Consider the following 19,494-nt stretch of genomic DNA (forward strand, 5'->3'; position numbering starts at 1 on the left):
GCTACCGGAGGCAGCCTTCCACGAACTTGATCCGGTCGAACATGTCGAGGCCCTTGGCGAGGGCTTCGGCCCGGCAGGACTTCAGCTTGTCCAGCCGGTCCGCCATCCGGGGCGCGGCGATGCCGCCCACCGGGTTGACGCCGGCCTCGCCGGGGGCCGGGCCGTCACCGGCTTTCGCCGCCGCGTCGCGCAGCTTGGCGATGTCCTCCGGCGTCAGCTTCGGCTGGTCGATGGCCAGCGTGATCTTGTTGATCTTGCCGGTGAAGGCGAACGGCACCTGATAGTCGGCGTCGTCCACCGGGGTCCCGGTGTCGGAGCCCACGTCCAGATTCTCGTCCCAGGCGAGGATGAGCGGGATGGTGTGGGGCATGGACTGGGTCGCCACCACCTTGCCGTCCACGCTCAGGGTGCCGGTGCCGCTCTGGCCGAGTCCGCTGCTGGAGCCGAAGGCCAGCGTTCCCATGCCGAGGCCGTCATATTTGAAGTCGAACACCAGGGTGTGCTTGCCCGGCGCCAGCGGCTCGGTGCCCTGCCACTTCACCTTCTTCAGGCCAACGAGGTTCCAGGTGAAGGTCGGCTTGCCCTTGAGCAGGTAGAAGCCATAGCCGGCGAACCGCCCGCCCTGGGTGATGAGCATGCCGTCGCCGCCACCCTCGGGCACCACCACATCCGCCGTGAAGCTGTAGGAGGTGTTCAGCACCGAGGGCGCGTCGCCATTGGGTGTGCCGGTGAGCGGCGTGGTCCAGGTGAAGACGTTGCGGCCCGCGGTGATGCTCGGGCGCGGCGTGATGAGCCGCGTGGCCACGGTGGAATCGAGGGGAAGCACCTGGTATTTCCGGGCCTCGGACCAGAACAGGTCCGCCATCGCCTTCACCTTGTCGGGATGCTTGGCGGAAACGTCCTCGTACTGGGTCCAGTCTTCCGAAATATTGTAGAGTTCCCACGGATATTTGGCGGGATCGGAGACCAGCGTGCCCTGCGTCACCCACGGCGGGCGCATCACCTTGCTGCTCAGCATCCAGCCCTCGTTATAGATGGCGTGATCGCCCATCATCTCGAAATACTGGGTCTTGTGGGTGGAGGGCGCGGTCGCATTGGCCTTGTCGAAGGTGTAGGCCATGCTGACCCCTTCGATGGGGGCCTGCCTGACCCCGTCCACCATATCGGGAGCCTTGATGCCGCTGGCCTCCAGGATGGTCGGCGCGATGTCGATCACATGGTGGAACTGGGAGCGGATGCCGCCCTTGTCCTTGATCACCTTGGGCCAGGAGATGGCCACGCCCTGCCTGGTGCCGCCGAAGTGGGAGGCCACCTGCTTGGTCCAGGAGAAGGGAGTCGAGAAGGCCCAGGTCCAGCCCACCGCCATGTGGTTGTAGGTCTTGTCCGAGCCCCAGACATCATAGAAATACTTCAGCTGGTCTTCCACCGGCACGTCGACGCCGTTGAACATGGCGACTTCGTTGGGGGTGCCGATGAGCGTGCCTTCGGCGCTGGAGCCGTTGTCGCCGCTGATATAGATGATCAGCGTGTTGTCCAGCTTGCCCATGTCCTCGACCGCCTGGATGACGCGGCCGATCTCATTGTCCGTATACATCAGGAAGGCGGCGTAGACATCCACCTGACGCTTGAACATCTTCTGCTCGTCGTCGGTGAGCTTGTCCCAGCGCTTCAGCAGGTCGTCCGGCCAGGGCGTCATCTTCGCGTTCTGGGGGATGACGCCGAGCTTCTTCTGGTTCTCGAAGATCTGGTCGCGCAGCGCGTTCCAGCCCTTGTCGAACAGGTGCAGGTTCGTCGCCTTCTCGATCCATTCGGGGGTCGGATGATGCGGGGCGTGGGTGCCGCCGGGCACGTAATAGACGAAGAACGGCTGGTCCGGCGTCAGGGTATTGATCTTGTTCATATAGGCGATGGCTTCGTCCGCCATGGCCGTGGTCAGGTTGAACGAGGGATTGCCCTGGAACGGATAGATATAGGTGGTGTTGCGGGCCAGGTTGTCCGGCTGCCACTGGCTGGTGTCGCCGCCCATGAAGCCGTAGAAATACTCAAACCCCATGCCCGTGGGCCACTGGTCGAACGGGCCGGTTGAGATGGCCTGGAAGGCCGGCGTGTTGTGGTTCTTGCCGAACCACGAGGTGCGGTAGCCGTTGTCCCTCAGGATCCGGCCGACGGTGGCCTTGTCTTCGGAGATAATGCTGTTGTAGCCCGGATAGCCCGTGGCCATCTCGGACACCACGGCGAAGCCGGCGGAATGGTGGTTGCGTCCGGTGATCAGCGCCGCGCGGGTGGGCGAGCACAGGGCGGTGGAGTGGAAATTGGTGTAGCGCAGCCCGTCGTTGGCGATGCGGTCGAGGCTGGGCGTGGGAATGACGCCGCCGAAGGTGGACGGCGCGCCGAAGCCGACGTCGTCGGTCATGATGAGCAGCACGTTGGGCGCGCCCGCGGGCGGCACGATCCGCGCCGGCCAGAACGGCTTGGAGTCCTGCGCCAACTCCTTGATCACGCCCTCGAACTTCTGCGGCGGCGCGGGGATCTGGGCACCATCGATCACGATGGTGGAATCCGGGGCGCCGGGCGTCCCGTTGATCTTCTGGGCACTGGCGGGCAACGCGCCGAGTACGGTGAGGCCGGCCATCATTGCCAGCACAAAGATACGGGACATGTCTAGTTTCCTCCGGAAATAGAGGTATTCGCGTATTTCTGACCCGTCTTGTTACTTAACGTCAGTAGAAGCTGTCGCTGGCAGAACATCGATCAGTGTCGGCGCGGAGGAGCGCATATCCTATGATCGAGGTCAATGCGGCTGGCCGGCGTCGAGGCGCCGAATTATACCTCACGCGCCACCGCGTGCCGTGCCCTACTTGCGTCTCGCCGTTAGCGGCGCCGATCATCATTCGATGGGTGGCCGGCGAGGCGCGTGGGCACGCTCTCCCGACGCCCGTCGCAGACCGAGACCACGTGGCGGGGGAAGGAGCGTTCGCGGCGGCTCACGCCACCAGCGGCACCACGGCGGCATTGAGCAGGGTGGCCGCCTCGCGCGGGTTGAGCCGCACCTGAAGCCCGCGCTGGCCCCCGTTGATGAAGACCGTATCGTGGTGGATGGCCTGCTCTTCCATGGCGGCGGGCACCTTCTTCATCTGCCCGAACGGGCTGATGCCGCCCACCTTGTAGCCGCTCATGCGCTCCGCGTCGGCCGGCTTCATCATCTGGGCGGACTTGCCGCCGAACGCGGCGGCGAGCTTCTTCATGGAGACCTCGTGGTCCGACGGCACGATCACGCACACCGCCTTGCCGTCCACCAGCGCCATCAGCGTCTTCAGCACGCGCTCGGGTGTTTCCCCCAGGGCCTCGGCGGCCTGGATGCCGATGCGGTCCGCGTCGGGGTCATAATCGTAGCTGTGCACGGTGAAGGCGATCTTCGCCTGTTCCAGCGTCTTGGTGGCCCGCGTCGCCTTCGACATCCCGATACATCCTGTCCCCATCCGGTCCGCGCCCATGTTGGTCCGCGCGGAGGAACTTGGGAAGATGCTGGGCCGGTCACGCGGGTCGAACGCCGGTACCGTTGTGCGGGAATCTACAGTGTCGGGCCGGCGGATTTCACCTCCGTGAACGCGCGGACCGCGCCCTGATGACCAAACAGGAGCGCCCCGCCGATGGACGGCTTCCGTGGGGGGACCGGAAGCCGTCCATCCGCGGGGCGTGCCCGTGGGGTCTGTGGTTGGAATGCCTGCCCGGGCGGCCTCAGGTCCGACCGCCCTGGGCGGGCCGAGCCTCAGCCGTTGCCGAGGCCGCGGTCGCCCTGCTCCAGGAACAGGCGGTCCTGCTCGGTGATGGTCTGCTGGTCCTTCTGGCCGGAGAGGACGTGGAAGGGCTTGGCAGCATTGCTGTTCTGGTGGGTGGCGGGGGCATAGGCGCGGGGCGTCTCCCGCGAGGTGTTCTGGCCATTCTCCTGGGCCATGGCGGCGGTGGAGGTGAGGGCGAGAGCCGAAACGGCGGCGATGATCAGATGACGCATGGGACACTTCCTTATGTGACCGGTCTCGATGGAGACGGGCTTGATGTCGAAGCCGGGCGGTGCTGCCCGATGCCCAGACCCTAGGGGGTGCTTGTCGCAGAACTGTCCCCGGAAACCGTCGGGTTCGTCGTCAAATGTCGCGTCCGGCGGCCTCGTCACAGGCCGATACATTCGCGGGCGGCGACGCCGGTCGAGGGATGGTGTCAGCCGGGCCGGGCGAGGCGGCAGAGGCGCCAGAAACGGGCCCGGGCAAAGGCGAAAACGGTGGTCCGGGCGCCGGGGAATCGTCCCCGATCGCAAATCCGTGAGCGGTTACAGTCTGATACACTTTTGAACTGGGCACCGCGCGCGCTCGGCCTATGGTCCCTGAAGGAGCAGAGGAAATGGACAGCGCACCCCACATCGCCATCGTGGACGACCATCGCGACATCCGCGATCTGGTCGGCAAATACCTCACCCAGCATGGCTATCGCACCAGCCTCGCGGACAGCGCGGCGGCCCTGCGGCGTCAGCTGGAGCGCGGGGCCGCGCCCGATCTGGTGGTGCTGGATGTGATGATGCCCGGCGAGGATGGCCTTGCCCTGTGCCGCTTCCTGCGCAGCACCACCGACCTGCCGGTGATCCTGCTCACCGCCATGGCGGAGGAGACCGACCGCATCGTGGGCCTGGAGATCGGTGCCGACGATTATGTGACCAAGCCGTTCAGCCCGCGAGAGCTGCTGGCGCGCATCAAGGCGGTGCTGCGCCGTGTCCACAGCCTGCCGCCGCAGAAGGGGCATATCGCCGCCAAGACCGTCCGCTTCGACCGGTGGAAGCTGGACGTGGGCCGCCGCGAGCTGATGACCGAGGATGACGTGGCCGTGCCCCTGAGCACCGCCGAATTCCGCTTGCTGTGCGCCTTCCTCGACCATCCCGGCATCGTGCTGAGCCGCGACCAGCTGCTCGACCTCACGGCGGGGCGCGCCGCCGATCCGTTCGACCGCAGCATCGACAACCAGGTCAGCCGCCTGCGCAAGAAGGTGGAGGCCGATCCCAAGGTGCCGGCCCTCATCAAGACCCACTGGGGCGGCGGCTACAGCCTCACAGCGGAGGTGGAACGCGCATGATCCGCCTGTTCCGGCGCAGCCTCGCCGCGCGCTTCATCTGCTTCACTTTGGTCATTCTTGCGTTGTCGCAGGTGGTGGCCTTCTGCATCTCCTGGGATCAGCACGGCCAGTCTCTGCGCAAGGTGGCCAAGGGCGAGATGCTGAGCCGCTGCGCCGCGCTGGTGCGGGTGCTGGTAGCGACGCCGCCGTCGCTGCAAAACGATATCCTGCGCGCCAGCGACACCAGCTTCACCCGCTACTGGATCTCGGCGGCCACCCCCCGGCCGCCCGCCGAGTGGCGCGCCGCCGCCTGGACCGAGCTGCGCCGGCCGCTGCCACGGGTCCATCTGCCCGCCCATGTCGGCGCGGGAGAGCCGGAGCCGGTGGTCCAACTGCCCAAGGTGCCGCCCCAGGGGGGCTCCACCCAATGGATCCCGCTGTCGGCGGAGCTGTGGCCGCTGCCCACCCCGGCCCAGTTCATCTATCTGGATGACGAGAACGGCATGGGCATCGCCGCCCAGCTGCCCGATGGATCGTGGCTGAACGCGGCCTTCGTCAAGCCCGGGCACGAATGGTTCTGGACTGCGCGGTCGCTCACTTTCCTCGGCGCGGCGGGCCTGTTCTTCTGCGTCCTCGCGGTGGTCGCCGCGCAGGGCATCACCCGGCCGCTGCGGCGCCTCGCCAATGCGGCGGAAGCCCTCGGCCGGGGCGAGAAGATCGATCCCCTGCCGGAGAGCGGCCCGGACGACGTGACCGCCATCGCCTTCAACCGCATGCAGGAGCGCCTGACGCGCTTCGTGGACGACCGCACCCGCATGTTCGCGGCCCTGAGCCACGATTTGCGGACGCCGCTCACCTCCCTGCGCCTGCGCGCCGAATTCGTCGCTGACGACGACCTGCGGGAGAAGATGCTCGGCACCATCGCCGAGATCCAGGGCATGGCGGAGGCAAGCCTGGCCTTCGTGCGGGCCGAGGCCACCGCCGAGACCACCCGCACGGTGGAAGTGTCGGCTCTGGTGGAGAGCTTGTGCGACGACCTCGCCGAGATCGGCTGGGACGTGACGTTCGAGGACTCCCCCAAGGTCGGCTGCCGCTGCCGGCCGGATGCGGTGCGCCGCGCCTGCCGCAACTTGGTGGAGAACGCGGTTCGCTACGGCGAGCGGGCGCGGGTGCGGGTGGAGCGCAGCGGCGATGCCGCCCTCATCGTGGTGGAGGACGATGGGCCGGGTATCGCCGAGGAATTGCAGGAGCAGGTGTTCGCTCCCTTCTTCCGGCTGGAAAGCTCCCGGTGCCGGGAGACCGGCGGCCACGGCCTTGGCCTTGCCATCGTGCGTACCGTCGCGCGCCGCCACGGCGGCGACGTGACCCTCGCCAACCGGGCGGGCGGGCTCACCGCCGTCTTCAGCCTGCCCCTCGCCGGCCATGGGGCTGTGCTGGAGACCGAGCCTGCGGCGCGACCGGAGCGAGTGCCGCAGGGCCTGGCCGCGACCTCGTGACCTGAGGCGGGGGCCGGCCGTCCCAAAGGTCGGCTCGCAAGGGTCGGCTCGTCCGCAGCTTCCCCTGACCTGTCATGGGGTTGCGCCCGGATGGGGCCGGCCGCGGCGGGCGGCGTGCCGGCGATGGCGAGGCATGGCGAGGAGCTGGCATGGCCTGCGCGCCCTTTCCCGCAGGCGCCTGATGGCCTATTTGCGCGCACAAGCTCCCCATCTCCCCGAGATCCCCGCGCATGATACGCCTCGACAATATCGGCAAGCAGAACGGCAAGCAGATCGTCTTCATCGAAGCCTCGGCGGCGCTGCTGAAGGGCGAGAAGATCGGCCTCGTCGGCCCCAACGGCGCCGGCAAGACCACGCTGTTCCGTATGATCACCGGCGAGGAGCCCCCGGACGAGGGGCAGGTGAGCGTCGATCGCGGCATCACCATCGGCTATTTCAGCCAGGATGTGGGCGAGATGGAAGGCCGCAGCGCGCTGGCCGAGGTGATGGACGGCGCCGGCCCGGTGAGCGTCGTCGCGGCCGAGCTGAAGGAGCTGGAGACGGCCATGGCCGACCCCGAGCGCGCCGAAGAGATGGACGCCATCATCGAGCGCTACGGCGAGGTGCAGGGCCGGTTCGAGGAACTGGGCGGCTATGCGCTGGAGGGCCGCGCCGCCGAGGTGCTGGCCGGCCTCGGCTTCAGCCAGGAGATGATGGACGGCGACGTGGGTAAGCTCTCCGGCGGCTGGAAGATGCGGGTGGCGCTGGCCCGCATTCTGCTCATGCGCCCGGACGTGATGCTGCTGGACGAGCCCTCCAACCATCTCGACATCGAAAGCCTGATCTGGCTGGAGGCCTTCCTGAAGGGCTTCGACGGCGCGCTGATGATGACCTCCCACGACCGCGCCTTCATGAACCGCATCGTCACCAAGATCGTGGAGATCGACGCCGGCGCCCTCACCACCTATTCGGGCGACTATGAGTTCTACGCCCAGCAGCGGGCGCTGAACGAGAAGCAGCAGCAGGCGCAGTTCGAGCGCCAGCAGGCCATGTTGGCCAAGGAGATCCAGTTCATCGAGCGGTTCAAGGCCCGCGCCTCCCACGCCGCGCAGGTGCAGAGCCGGGTCAAGAAGCTGGACAAGATCGACCGGGTGGAGCCGCCCCGTCGCCGCGAGAGTGTGTCGTTCGAGTTCCAGCCGGCGCCGCGCTCCGGTGAGGACGTGGCGAGCCTGAAGGGCGTCCACAAAAGCTACGGCAGCCGCACCATTTATGAGGGGCTGGACTTCCACGTGCGCCGCCGCGAGCGCTGGTGCGTCATGGGCGTCAACGGCGCCGGCAAGTCCACCCTGCTGAAGCTGGTGACCGGCGCGACGGAGCCGGATGCCGGCACGGTGGCGGTGGGCGGCAGCGTGAAGATGGCCTATTTCGCCCAGCACGCCATGGAGGTGCTGGACGGCGAGCGCACCGTGTTCGAGACCCTGGAGGATTCATTCCCGCAGGCGGGGCAGGGCGCGCTGCGCGCGTTGGCCGGCTGCTTCGGCTTCTCGGGCGATGATGCGGACAAGCGCTGCCGGGTGCTGTCGGGGGGCGAGAAGGCCCGCCTCGCCATGGCGCGCATGCTCTACGATCCGCCCAACTTCCTGGTGCTGGACGAGCCCACCAACCATCTCGACATCGCCACCAAGGAAATGCTCATCGCCGCGCTGGCGGACTATGAGGGCACCATGCTGTTCGTTTCACACGACCGGCACTTCCTCGCCGCCTTGTCCAACCGGGTGCTGGAGCTGACCCCGGACGGCATCCACCAATATGGCGGCGGCTACACCGAATACGTGGCCCGCACCGGCCAGGAAGCCCCCGGCCTGCGAAGCTGACGCCAACGGCCTCGGTCAGGGACCGAGGCCGTTCGGGTTGGTGCATATCGCGCCCCGGCTGGATCAGCCCGGGCGCTCCCGTGCTCAGAACTTGTAGGACAGTGTGGCCTTGCCGCCGTTGTCGGTGGCGCCCGAGCCGAACTGGCCGGCATAGACGAGGCCGAGCGTCGCCTGCGGGGAGAGCTTGATGTCGAGGCCGGCTTCCACCACCGCCGCATCCTCGGCGATGGGCACGCCCGCCACCGTGTAGGCGTCGAACACCGCGAAGGCGTTGACGGAGGTAGGCGTGGTGTCGCCGAAGGCGTGCCGCCAGCCCAGCGTGCCCCGCGCCACCGCGGCCATGGAGCCGAGGTCGAAGGCGGCGGAGGCCCGAAGCCCCAGGGTGGTGAAGGTGACGCCGGTGCTCTCGCCGTCCACGGTCAGCGCCGCGATGCCGCCGGTCTCGGTGAAGCCCTGGGTGTCGAGATTCACATAGGCGAGATTGGCGAAGGGCTCGAAGGCGACGCCGGCGGCGTTGATCCGCCAGCCCAGCTCGCCGAACACCTGCGCGGTGCCGGCCGTGTAATCGCCCGAGAGCTGGTCGAACAGGCCGGGGAAGGCGACGGTGCGGGTGCTGGACACATCCTGCCACGTATAAGCCGCGCCGGTGCGCAGGGAGAGCGCCCCCCAGGCGCTGCCGCCATAAAGGCCCACGTGGTAGTTGTCGCTGCTGCCGGAGGAGGCGCGGTCATCCACCGAGAATGACGTGCCACTGTAGCCGGCGAGGACGCCGACGCGCCAGTCGCCCACCGGAGCGTCCGCCCCCACGAGCAGGCCGCCCGTGGAGCTGTCGAGGCTCGCCGCGTTGCCGTCGGTGTCGATGGAGCCCCAGGAGCCGAAGCCGGTGGCCCAGAACACGAGCCCGTCATGGTTCGGCGCCACCTTGGTGGGCACGCCCTTGACGTAGGCGAGGGCCGGCGCGCTCGCCGTGGCGACGGCGTCGGTGGCGGCGCGCAGGCGGTCGTTCATGGCGTTGCGCACGAAGCGGCTGTCCTCGATGAACACCGTCTTGGCGCTGGCATAGAGCTCGCCGGACAGCAGGTCGAAGGCGACGCGGGCGGCGGCGAAGCTCGCCTGGTTGCCCACCGCGAAGGAGAGCGCGCCGTCCGCCGGCAGCCGGTCGAGGGCGGCGGCGGTGTTGCGCTGGTTGAAGGTGAGGGCGGCGTCGGCGAACTGGGTGGTCTTCTCCACTTCCAGCGCCATGGTGGTGCCGTCGGAGACGAGGCCGAGGTCGTAGAACGGGGTCAGATAGGTGTCGCCGGTGAGGGCGAAGAGGCCGCTGATGCCGCCCGCGGCGGTGAGCACGGTGTATCGCGTCCCCACCAGGTAGGGGCCCGAGCCGGAGCGGTCCACGTCGAGCACGGCGCCGGTGGCGATGGTGGCCGCGCCGTCCACGACGGTCTTGTCCGCCGCGCCGGTGGAGGTGTTCAGCTCCACCGCATAGGTGGAGGTGGACGTGAAGCCGGCGTTGCCGCCCACCGAGAGGGTGCCGATGGAATTGCCCGGCGCCAGCGTGCCGGCCACCGTGAGGTTGCCGCCGATCTTGCCGTAGCCGCCCAGCGTGCCGGCGCTGTCCACCACCACGTTGCCGCCGAGCACGGTGCTGCCGCCGTCCGCGCCCACCAGCAGGGTGCCGCCATGGACGGTGGTGAGGCCCTGGAAGCCGGAATCGTCCCCGGTGAGGCGGGTGACGCCGGCATACACGTCGATGGCGCTGGTGGTGCCGGTGCTGGAGATGTTGGCGGCCAGCTCGTAGGGCGAGATGGCGGTATGGTTGAGGACGAGGGTTCCGGCGCCGTCGCCGAACGCGATGGAGCCCACCTGCAGCGTGCCCGCCGCGGCCGGTGCATCGGCCGCCGCCGCGCCGATGATGAGGGTGCCGGCGCTGCCCGCGGCGGTCGCGATATCAAGCGTTCCGGTACCGGTCGCGCCGACCTTCACCACGCCGCCGTCGGTGACGGTGAGGCTGCTGCCGCCGTCGATGTGGAGGCTGGAGCTGTTGCTCCAGATGGATCCGGCGCCCGAGATGGTGGCGCTGCTGGCGAACCCGTCCGAGCCCAGATAGCCGTCGGTGTCGGAGACGCTGCCGCCATTGGTGACGTTCAGCGTGCCGGTGCCGTCGATGTGGAGGCTGGCGCTGTTGCTCCAGGTGGAACCGGTGCCCGAGATCGTGGCGGTACCGCCGAGCCCGTTCGTGCCCACATAGCCGTCCTGGGAGGAGACGCCGCCGCCGTCGGTGACGGTGAGCGTGCTGCCGCCGTCGATGTGGAGGCTGGCGCTGTTGCTCCAGGTGGAGCCGGTGCCCGAGACCGTGGCCGTTCCGGCGATCCCGTTCGAGCCCAGATAGCCGTCCGTGTCGGAGACGCTGCCGCCATCGGTGACGTTCAGCGTGCCGGCTCCGAGATAGCCCACGTAAACCGTGTCGCTGGACAGGCTCGATCCGGTCCCGGTGATGGTTGCCGTGCCGCTGGCAGAGCCGCCGATATAGGTCGTCGGCGCGGAGGCGGTGGCGCCGTTCTCCACGTTCAGCGTGCCGGTGCCGAGGAAGCCCACGTACAGCACGGAGCTGCCGGTGATGGAGGATCCCGCCCCGGTGACGGTCGCGGTGCCGTCCTTGAAGCCGCCGATGGTGGTGTTGATGGCGGAGACGGAGCCGCCGTCCTCCACGTTCAGCGTGCCGGTGCCGAGGAAGCCCACGTACAGCGTGGAGCCGCTGGAGAGGGAGGATCCCGCGCCGGTGACCGTCGCGGCGCCGTCGGTGAAGCCGCCGATGAACACCACCGTCGCGGAGACGCTGGCGCCGTCCTCGATGTTCAGCGTGCCGGAGCCGAGAAAGCCCGAATACAGGACCGTGGAGGAGAGGGACGACCCGGTCCCGGTGACGGTCGCGGTGCCGGTGGCGAAGGCGCCCACCGAGACGGTCGGCGCGGAGACGGTGCCGCCGCCTTCCACCGTCAGGCTGCCTTCGTTCAGGAAACCGACCTCGAGCGGAACGGCCAGGTTCCAGTCGGGCGAAACGGCGGGGCTGGGGTTCACGTCGCCGGTGGTGGTGACGCTCTGCGCCCAGGCGGTGACTGGCACGACCATGCCGGCGGCCAGCACCGAGGCAGCACTGATTCGCGCTCCGGCCCGCAGGGCGCGCAACGTCATCGTGCCGCCGATGGCCTTGCGCCCGCGCAGCCGCTCCGTCTTCCCGTTGCCCATAAAGCCCCCAACGCCCATCCGAACCCTGCCCAGGTTCTGCAACATCCGAACGTATATGCTGCGTCGCGGCGGGCCAATAGCCAGGGGCGGCCCGCAAGTTGAGCTTGGCCATTCCTGAATTGCGAAAGAGAGTTGCCGGCTGAGGGATGCGCATTCGACAGAATCGGGTTGTATCTCGGGCAGTTACGTCAGGACTCTCCTGGCAAACCACTGGATGAACCTCGTCGATCGCTTGGTATCATTGGAGCTTGGTCGCAGGTCGGGTGGTCGCGCGTAAGCAATGCTGCGCCGGCTCTACCCGCATTGCGTGCGTTAACGCCTGTGGAGTCTGTGCTGCCCCCGTGGGCGGCTGCTGGGGTCTCAGGCGGGGTGGGTGGTATTGTCGCAGGTGGGCGGTCCTGTCTTCTGACCCCGCGACAAGGAGCGCTCCCGCGCTCAGGATCAGTAGCGCAGGCGGGCGTAATAGGAGGTCTGCGCCGCGGCGCGGGCCTGCCCCAGGGTGAGGATGCCGCGTGCGCGCAGCAGCGGCAGCAGCTTCAGGAAGATCTCGGCGGTGGCCAGCGCGTCGCCCAGCGCGGTGTGGCGGCCGGAGACGGCGATGCCGAGGCGCGCCGCCATGGCTTCCAGGCCGTGGCTGTCCTCCCCCGGATGGACGATGGCGGCGAGCAGCAGGGTGTCGAGCACCGGCTGATCGAAGCGCACCCCGCTGGCGTTTTCCTTGAGGGTCAAAAAGCGCATGTCGAAGGCCACGTTGTGGCCCACGAGAACGGTGTCGGCGGCAAAGGCGTGGAAGGCGGGCAGCACCTGCGGGAGGGTGGGCTTGCCGCGCACCATCTCCGGCCGGATGCCGTGCACCGCGATGCCAGCCTCCGGAATGGAGCGCTGCGGGTCCACCAACTGGTCGAAGCATTCGCTGGCGAGCAGCCGGCCGTTGACGATGCGGGTGGCGCCGATCTGGAGGATTTCGTCGCCGCCGGCGGGATCAAGGCCGGTGGTCTCGGTGTCGAACACCGTATAGGCGATCTCGCTGAGCGCCCGCTCGTCGCTCTCACGGCTCTGCGCGCTCGCGGCGAACAGGTCGAAATCATAATAGGCCGGGCGGCTCTCGCCGGGGGCAGGCACTTGCGCCACCGTGCCGGCGGCCACCGGCAGCAGGAAGCGGAACAGCGCCCCCGAACCGTCGCGCGCATGCTCCAGCCACAGCTCGCCGCCGTGCCGCTCCACCACGTCGCGCACCGTGAGGGGGGAGGGAGCGTCGGAGGTCTGCATGGGGCGGGTCTGCCAGCCTGCGAGGTCGAGGCCGGGCGCGGTGCCCTGGAACGCGAGGTCGAGATGCGCCCGCCCGCCCGCCGGCGCCAGGCGCAGGGCGAATCTGGGAGCGTCCAGCGCCTCGGCAAGGCGCGCGGCGAGGAAGGCGAGGGCCTGAATCAGGGCGAAGCTGTCCACGCTCAGCCAGAGGTCGGCGTCCACCGCAACCGTGTCCACCTCCTGCCCGGTCTCGGCGGTGATGCGCTGGGCGGCGGCTGCGGCAAGGTCGGCGCCCAGCATGTCCTGCAGCGGCCAGCGGGTCTTCATGTCGTGGGAGGCGTCGGCGGCGAGTGTCGTGAGGCGGTGGCTCATGACGCCCACCTCGTCGCGCACCACGGCCTGGAAGCGCTCCCGGTCGGCGGGTTCCAGATCCGGATAGTCCAGCATGTCGAGGGCGGCCTGCATGCTGGCGAAGGAGGCCCGGCTTGCCTCGGAGAGATCGAGCCAGCGGCGGTCCTGCCGCGAACGCGCCTCGTATTCGTCGGTGATGTCGTCCAGCAGCAGCACGAAGCCGGTGATGTCGCCCTTGTCGTCCGCCGCCGCCCGCACCGGGGCAAGCGACACCTGGATGAGGTGGCCAAGCGGCGTCGTGGTCACGAAGCGCGCCGAGGCCTGGGCGTCGCCGCGGGCGATGCGCCGGGCGATGCCTTCGCGGGCATGGTCGATGAGGGCGCGGTCGATGACCGCATGGATGGACCGGCCGAGGCCGATCAATTCAGCGCCCGCCACGCCCCCCGGCGCCTGCGACAGGGTGCGGAAGAGGGCGCGGGCGCGGGCGTTGTAGAGCAGGATCCGCCCTTCGAGATTGAGCACCACCACCGATTGCTCCAGCTCCGCCATCAGGGCGGCGAGCTGGTCGCGTTGGAGCGCCACGTCGCGGCTGGCCTCGGCGATGAGGCGGGCCATGTCGTCCTGAAGGGCGCGGCGCTGGCCGGCGAGGGCGTTGATGGCCTCGCCAAGCGCACGCATCCCGGTACCGGCCTGGGGCGGCAGGGGCGGGGCAGCGGCATCGCCGGCCAGCACGCGGGTGGCATCGGCGAGGCGGGCCGGGGCTTCCCCATAGCGGGCATAAAGGCGAAAGGCGACGAAGCCGGCGCCGAGCGCGGCCAGGAACCACCACAGCACCACCAGCATGCCATGGCTGTCGATCAGCGGCGCGAGGGTATCGGCGACTGCGGCGCGGTCGGCGGGGCCGAGCGCTGCAAACAGCAGGCCGGCGCCGAGGAGGAGCCACAGGCCAAGAAGTGCGCCCGGCGCGAGCACGACCAGCGCCAGACGCCGGTTGAAGTTCATGCCGGCATGTCCTTCGGCAGCTCGCCCGCCCCGGCGCTGCCGGTCGCCAGTGCCCGGGCTGCGGTGTCCTTCGCCAGCATGTCCTTCACCTGCTGCACCAGGTCGCGGGTGGAGAAGGGCTTGGTGACATAGGCATCCGCCCCGGCGCCGACGCCGCGCGCCATGTCGGTCTCGCGGCCCTTGGCGGTGAGCATGACGATGCAGGTGGAGCGCACGTCGGCATCGGCCCGCACCGCCTCGCACACGTCGAAGCCGGACATGCCGGGCATGGTGGCGTCCAGCAGGACGAGGCGAGGACGCTCGCGGCGGATGGCCTCCAGCGCCGCGCGCCCGTCACGGGCCACCAGCACCTCGAAGCCCTCGCGCTTCATCATGAATTCCAGCGACACGACGATGTTGGGCTCGTCGTCGGCGATCAGCACCTTGGCGGCGCAGGCCTTGGCCGGGGCCAATTCGGGAATCATGGCGTTTCCTCCCTCGTGTTGCCGCCGGCCAGGGCTTCCACCTTGCCTGCGGGTTCGGATGCGGCAGGGGCAAGCCCTTCCGCACCGGCATCTGGCTGGAAGGGCAGTCGGAACGCGAAACACGCGCCGCTGCCGTCTTGGTTCTCCAGCCACATCCTGCCGCCGAAATGATCCACGATCCGGCGGCTGATCGGAAGCCCCAGCCCGGTGCCGGGGGGGCGGGTCAGGGCGTCGCCGCCCTGACGGAACTTCTCGAATATGGTGTCGCGCTCGCCCTCGGGCACCCCCGGCCCGTTGTCTTTCACCCGAACGACGAGGCCGTCGCCCTCCACATGAAGGCTGACGTGGACACGCCCGCCCTCGGCCGGGACGAACTTGACCGCATTGGAGATGAGGTTCAGCACCACCTGCGTCAGCCGGTCGGGGTCGGCGCGCAGCAGTGGCACCGCGTCGGGCGCCTCGAACGTGATCTGCGCGCCCCGGCTGCGCGCCAGCTCGGTGGTGGCGGTGACGGCGTCGCGGACGAGGCGGCGCAGGTCCACGTCGGCATTGTGCCATTCGCCATGACCGGATTCGAGCTTGGCCATGTCCAGCACCTGGTTGACGAGCCGGCCCAGCCGCTCGCTCTCGCCCACGATGATGGTGAGGAATTCCTGGCGCTGGGGCGCCTCCATGTCGGGGGCGTCCAGCATCAGCTCGGACAAAGCGCGGATGGCGGTGAGCGGCGTGCGCAATTCGTGGGTGACGGAGGAGACGAAATCGTCCTTCAGCTCGTCGAGGGTGCGCAACTGCGCGTTGGCGGCGGACAATTCGGCCGAGGCGATCTCCAGCGAGCGGGATTTTTCCTCCAGCGCCAGCGCGTAGACCCGCAATTGCGAGGCCTCGTTCAGGATCTCCATGACATCGGCGGGGCTGAGCGGCTCCTCCTCCGCCACCGCCGCCACCAGCACCCGCGCCGAGGCGCTGCCCACCGCGCCGGCAAGGCGCCGCTCCACCTTGTCCACGAGGCGGGCGTCGGCGGTGAGGTCGGTTCCCACGGCGACGCCGCTCTCGTGGGAATGCTCTTCGAAGATCTGGCGCGCGGCGTCGGGGCCGAGCAGGCGGCTCGCCAGCGCCATCAGGTCGGCGGGGCGCGCGCGGCCGCGCCAGAACACCGGGTCGGCGGCGCCTGCGGTTGCCGTGGCATGGCCGCGGGCGAACACGTCCACGAACAGCAGCGCCTGGCTTGCCTCCCGCCCCGAGGGCGCGCGCCACAGGGACAGGCCCACATAGAGCGCGACGTTGACGGTGAGGCTCCAGAACAGGGAGTGGGAGAGGTTGTCGAGACCCTGAAGGCCGAACAGGCGCTCCGGGGCGAGGGCGGTGATGCCGAACGGGCCGTGGGTGAGGAAGCCGTCGTCGATCCATCCCGATTTCGCCACCGAGGGCAGCATCAGGGTGTAGGCCCACACCACAAAGCCGCCCAACAAGCCCCCGAGCGCCCCGGCGCGGGTGGCCTCGCGCCAGTACATGCCGCCGAACAGGGCCGGTGCGAACTGGGCCACGGCGGCAAAGCTGATGAGGCCGATGGAGACCAGTGCATAGGCCTCCCCCGCCACCTGGAAATAGAGATAGCCGAGCAGCAGGATGGCGAGGATGGCGGCGCGGCGGATGTTGAGGATGAGCGCCGTCAGGTCGCCGCCGGCCCGCGCATTGTCCTGTCGTGACGCGTTTTCTTCACGCGAACCGGTTTCCACTTCGCTTGAAAACGCTTTGCGACCCTGGCGCCGCAGCAGGGCAGGCATGACGAGATCGTTGCAGACCATGGTGGAGACGGCGATGGTCTCCACGATCAGCATGCCGGTGGCGGCCGAGAGCCCGCCCACATAGGCGAACAGCGCCAGCCCGGTGGCCCCGTTGGCCAGCGGCAGGGACAGCACGAAGGTCTCCGGGTCCGCGCCATTCGGGCCGAGCAACAGCAGGCCGCCCAGCGCCAGCGGCAGCACGAAGATGTTGATGACGAGGAGATAGGCCGGAAACACCCAGGCGGCGCGCTTCAGGTGCCGCTCGTTCACGCACTCCACCACCATCATCTGGAACTGGCGCGGCAACAGCAGCACCGACAGCATGGAGAGCAGCGTCAGCGTGAACCACTGGGCATAGCCGAAGGCGCCGGCCCCGCCCGTGCCGCCGAGGCGCAGCAGGGAGGCCATCTCCGGCACCGCCTTGGCCCGCGCCCAGATGTCGGCCATGCCGTCGAACAGGCCATAGGTGACGAACACGCCCACCGCGAGGAAAGCCACCAGCTTGACCAGGGATTCGAACGCCACCGCCGCCACCATGCCCTCGTGACGCTCGGCGCTGTCGAGGTGGCGGGCGCCGAACAGGATGGTGAACAGGGCAAGGGCCAGCGCCACCAGCAGAGTGCCGTCCTGCCACCAGGCCGGGCTCGGCCCGCCGCCGGCCGCCCCGGAAGCGGTGAGCAGCAGGTAGCCCGAGGACACGGCCTTCAGCTGGAGCGCGATGTAGGGCACGATGCCCACCACGGTGATGAGGGTGACCAGAGCCGCCACCAGCGGGCTCTTGCCGTAGCGGCTGGCGATGAAATCGGCGATGGAGGTGATGCGATAGGTGTGGGCGATGCGGATCATCTTGCGCACCACGATCCATGCCAGAAGCATAGCCAGCATGGGCCCGAGATAGATGGGCAGGAACCACACGCCGGTGGCGGCGGCGCGCCCGACGCTGCCGAAATAGGTCCAGGCGGTGCAGTAGACCGCCAGCGACAGGGCATAGATCCAGGCGTTGCCGATGATCGAGCGGCCTTCCCGCGCGCGCCGGTCGGCGAAGGCGGCGACGGCGAACAGGAGCGCGAGGTAGAAAACCGCCGCGCCCACCACCACGGGCGCGGAGATCATGGCGCCTCCGCTGGAGGCTGCTGCACGCCGTCTCGCGGCGGCAGGATCGGTGGCCAGATTTGAGGGGTGACCTTCGGCCGGCGCTCGCTGGCCACCGCGAGGGCGGCGATCAGCGCCGCCCAGATGGCGAACAGGGCCACCGGCAAGAGCGGCAGGCCGAACACGGTTGCCTCCGCGTCCCACACCATGAGCAGCGGGAAATTGAAGGCCAGCACGCCGGTGGCGAACAGGGCCAGCAGGATCTGCGGGCGCGGCCCACGCTCGGACGGGGCATGCGCCTGCGCCGCCGCCGGAACGGCGGGGCGGGGCGGGGCGGGATCCCCGCCGGTCTGGTCACCCGCGCTCATAGGGCGTCGAACCGGTAGTGCCGGGACAGCCATTGCTTGAAGCCCCGCACGATGGCGAGGGCCTCCTTCAGAGCCTGGCGTTCCAGGGTGCCGAGATCGGTGAGGCGGATGGCGTTGCCGGGGGCGCGGCCGGCTGCGATCTGGCGCAGATTATTGGCGAGCTTCAGCGAGATGAGGAAGCGCAGCGCGTCGGTGAGGTCGCGGGCGAAGCTTGCCTCCATATGGCCGGTGGCCACCAGCGCCTGGAGCCGGTCGGCGGTGCCGAGCGCGCCGACCCGGTGTTCCAGCGCCAGCGCCCGCACCCCATGCACCAGAGGGAAGATGCCGAGCTTCTTGATGTCGATTTCCGCCGCCGCCCGCCCGGTGAGGCCCGGCAGCCTCGTCCACCAGCCGCCACCCTCGCCGAAGCGCTCCACCGCCTGGGCGAAGCGGGCGAAATAGCCGGCGTCGTTCATCATCAGGAAGTCCACATGGTCCCGCGCCGCCTTCAACAGCGCGGCGTCCCCCGCCACCGGAGCGGCATCGAGGAAGATGGCGAGATTCATGGGCCCGTCCCGGTCGCCGCCGTGGATCCACTGCCGGAGCGTCTCCTTGAAGGCCGACACATTCTGGCACCACAGGGGCTGGCTCAGCATGATGCCGCCGGGGCAGGGCGGATAGCCGAAATCGATCAGCGCCGCGGTGAAGCGGGCGGTGATGTCGTCGAGGCCGTCGCAGGTGAAGCCGTCGGCCAGCAGCAGGGCATTGTCCTGGTCGGTCTTGATGATCTGCTCGCCGCGCCCCTCCGAGCCCATCACCACGAGGCAGGAGTTGGCGCGCAGGTCCTCCGGGGCCAGCATCTCCCACAGGCGGCGGAACACCTGCCGGTTCAGTTCGCCCACCAGCGCCGCGATGACTTCCACCCGCACCCCGTCCGCATCGAGCACGCCGACGAGGCTGTCGATCTGCCGCGCGGCGGCCTTCAGTTCTTCAAGGCTGGTGGCCTGCTCGGCCTCCAAAGCGATGAGGTGGGAGTGGTTGGCCACGAAGGCCATGAGATCGAGCTGGCCCAGCACGCCGACGATGCCGGCCTCGTCCGTGCCCTCGCGCACCACCACCCGGTGGATGCGGTGGCGCAGCATGAGGATGAGGGCCTCGAACAGCTCGGCGTCGGGGCGCACCGAACAGGGGTCGAAGGTCGCCACCGCCCGCACCGGCAGGCGGGCGGGGGGCGTCTCGCCCAGCAGGGCGTCGCGCAGGTCGGTGGTGGTGAAGATGCCGATGCGGCCGCCGTCGCGCACCAGGGCCTCGCTGAGCCCACGCTCGGACAGGGCACGGCACAGGCTGACGAGGTCCATGGACCCGTCCACGTAGAACGGCTTGCGCAGGAACACGTCGCGCACCCGCGAGGTCATCAGCGAGACGAACTCGCGGCGCTCGCGGCTGGTATTGACGAGAGGCGAGCCTGTTTCATCGGTCATGGATGAAAGCCCCCGCGGTGCCTGGCTAGAGCGCGA

12 protein-coding genes are annotated in these 19,494 nt (G+C 69.0%); 3 read left to right on the forward strand and 9 right to left on the reverse strand.

From position 1 onward, the window contains the following. Position 1 precedes the first annotated feature (1 nt). From FBQ73_RS19455 to FBQ73_RS19465, 3 genes are all read right to left on the reverse strand, one after another. Entirely contained in the window at positions 2 to 2,659 is a 2,658-nt protein-coding gene (locus tag FBQ73_RS19455; protein WP_138401152.1) for an arylsulfatase, read from the reverse strand. 325 nt (positions 2,660 to 2,984) lie between these two features. After that, positions 2,985 to 3,458: a Cys-tRNA(Pro) deacylase gene (gene ybaK, locus FBQ73_RS19460; RefSeq protein ID WP_138401153.1), complete on the reverse strand. Its 474-nt coding sequence runs from the start codon at positions 3,456 to 3,458 to the stop codon at positions 2,985 to 2,987. Positions 3,459 to 3,769: 311 nt separating this feature from the next. Then, positions 3,770 to 4,012, reverse strand: coding sequence for a hypothetical protein (locus tag FBQ73_RS19465; RefSeq protein WP_138401154.1), 243 nt, complete (start codon positions 4,010 to 4,012; stop codon positions 3,770 to 3,772). Positions 4,013 to 4,395: 383 nt separating this feature from the next. Between FBQ73_RS19465 and FBQ73_RS19470 the strand changes: the two genes are divergently transcribed. The 3 genes from FBQ73_RS19470 to FBQ73_RS19480 all read left to right on the forward strand — a co-directional run bounded on the left by FBQ73_RS19470 (position 4,396) and on the right by FBQ73_RS19480 (position 8,446). Continuing rightward, positions 4,396 to 5,118: a response regulator gene (locus tag FBQ73_RS19470; protein WP_138401155.1), complete on the forward strand. Its 723-nt coding sequence runs from the start codon at positions 4,396 to 4,398 to the stop codon at positions 5,116 to 5,118. Next, the gene (locus FBQ73_RS19475; protein WP_138401156.1) at positions 5,115 to 6,593 is read left to right on the forward strand and encodes an ATP-binding protein; all 1,479 of its coding nucleotides are present in this window, start codon (positions 5,115 to 5,117) and stop codon (positions 6,591 to 6,593) included. Before FBQ73_RS19470 ends, FBQ73_RS19475 begins: the two co-directional genes overlap by 4 nt. 230 nt (positions 6,594 to 6,823) lie before the next feature. Next, on the forward strand, positions 6,824 to 8,446 hold the full coding sequence (locus FBQ73_RS19480) for an ABC-F family ATP-binding cassette domain-containing protein (protein WP_138401157.1): 1,623 nt from the start codon (positions 6,824 to 6,826) through the stop codon (positions 8,444 to 8,446). A gap of 84 nt (positions 8,447 to 8,530) precedes the next feature. Here FBQ73_RS19480 and FBQ73_RS19485 read toward each other — a convergent pair whose 3' ends face one another. From FBQ73_RS19485 to FBQ73_RS19510, 6 genes are all read right to left on the reverse strand, one after another. Then, on the reverse strand, positions 8,531 to 11,689 hold the full coding sequence (locus FBQ73_RS19485; protein WP_246089791.1) for an autotransporter outer membrane beta-barrel domain-containing protein: 3,159 nt from the start codon (positions 11,687 to 11,689) through the stop codon (positions 8,531 to 8,533). Between the two features lie 441 nt (positions 11,690 to 12,130). Then, the gene (locus FBQ73_RS19490; RefSeq protein WP_138401159.1) at positions 12,131 to 14,290 is read right to left on the reverse strand and encodes an exonuclease domain-containing protein; all 2,160 of its coding nucleotides are present in this window, start codon (positions 14,288 to 14,290) and stop codon (positions 12,131 to 12,133) included. Further along, positions 14,287 to 14,754: a response regulator transcription factor gene (locus FBQ73_RS19495; RefSeq protein ID WP_138401160.1), complete on the reverse strand. Its 468-nt coding sequence runs from the start codon at positions 14,752 to 14,754 to the stop codon at positions 14,287 to 14,289. Before FBQ73_RS19495 ends, FBQ73_RS19490 begins: the two co-directional genes overlap by 4 nt. Further along, a complete protein-coding gene (locus FBQ73_RS19500) occupies positions 14,751 to 17,651 on the reverse strand; it encodes an ATP-binding protein (RefSeq protein ID WP_138401161.1) in 2,901 nt (966 codons plus the stop codon). Before FBQ73_RS19500 ends, FBQ73_RS19495 begins: the two co-directional genes overlap by 4 nt. Then, positions 17,648 to 17,998 carry a hypothetical protein gene (locus FBQ73_RS19505; protein WP_138401162.1) on the reverse strand — a complete coding sequence of 117 codons (351 nt, stop codon included), beginning with the start codon at positions 17,996 to 17,998 and terminating at the stop codon, positions 17,648 to 17,650. Before FBQ73_RS19505 ends, FBQ73_RS19500 begins: the two co-directional genes overlap by 4 nt. Then, positions 17,995 to 19,458 carry a putative nucleotidyltransferase substrate binding domain-containing protein gene (locus tag FBQ73_RS19510; RefSeq protein WP_138401163.1) on the reverse strand — a complete coding sequence of 488 codons (1,464 nt, stop codon included), beginning with the start codon at positions 19,456 to 19,458 and terminating at the stop codon, positions 17,995 to 17,997. Before FBQ73_RS19510 ends, FBQ73_RS19505 begins: the two co-directional genes overlap by 4 nt. Between the last annotated feature and the right edge of the window lie 36 nt (positions 19,459 to 19,494).

The sequence above is a fragment of the Xanthobacter autotrophicus genome (genome assembly GCF_005871085.1).
Taxonomy (GTDB): domain Bacteria; phylum Pseudomonadota; class Alphaproteobacteria; order Rhizobiales; family Xanthobacteraceae; genus Xanthobacter; species Xanthobacter autotrophicus.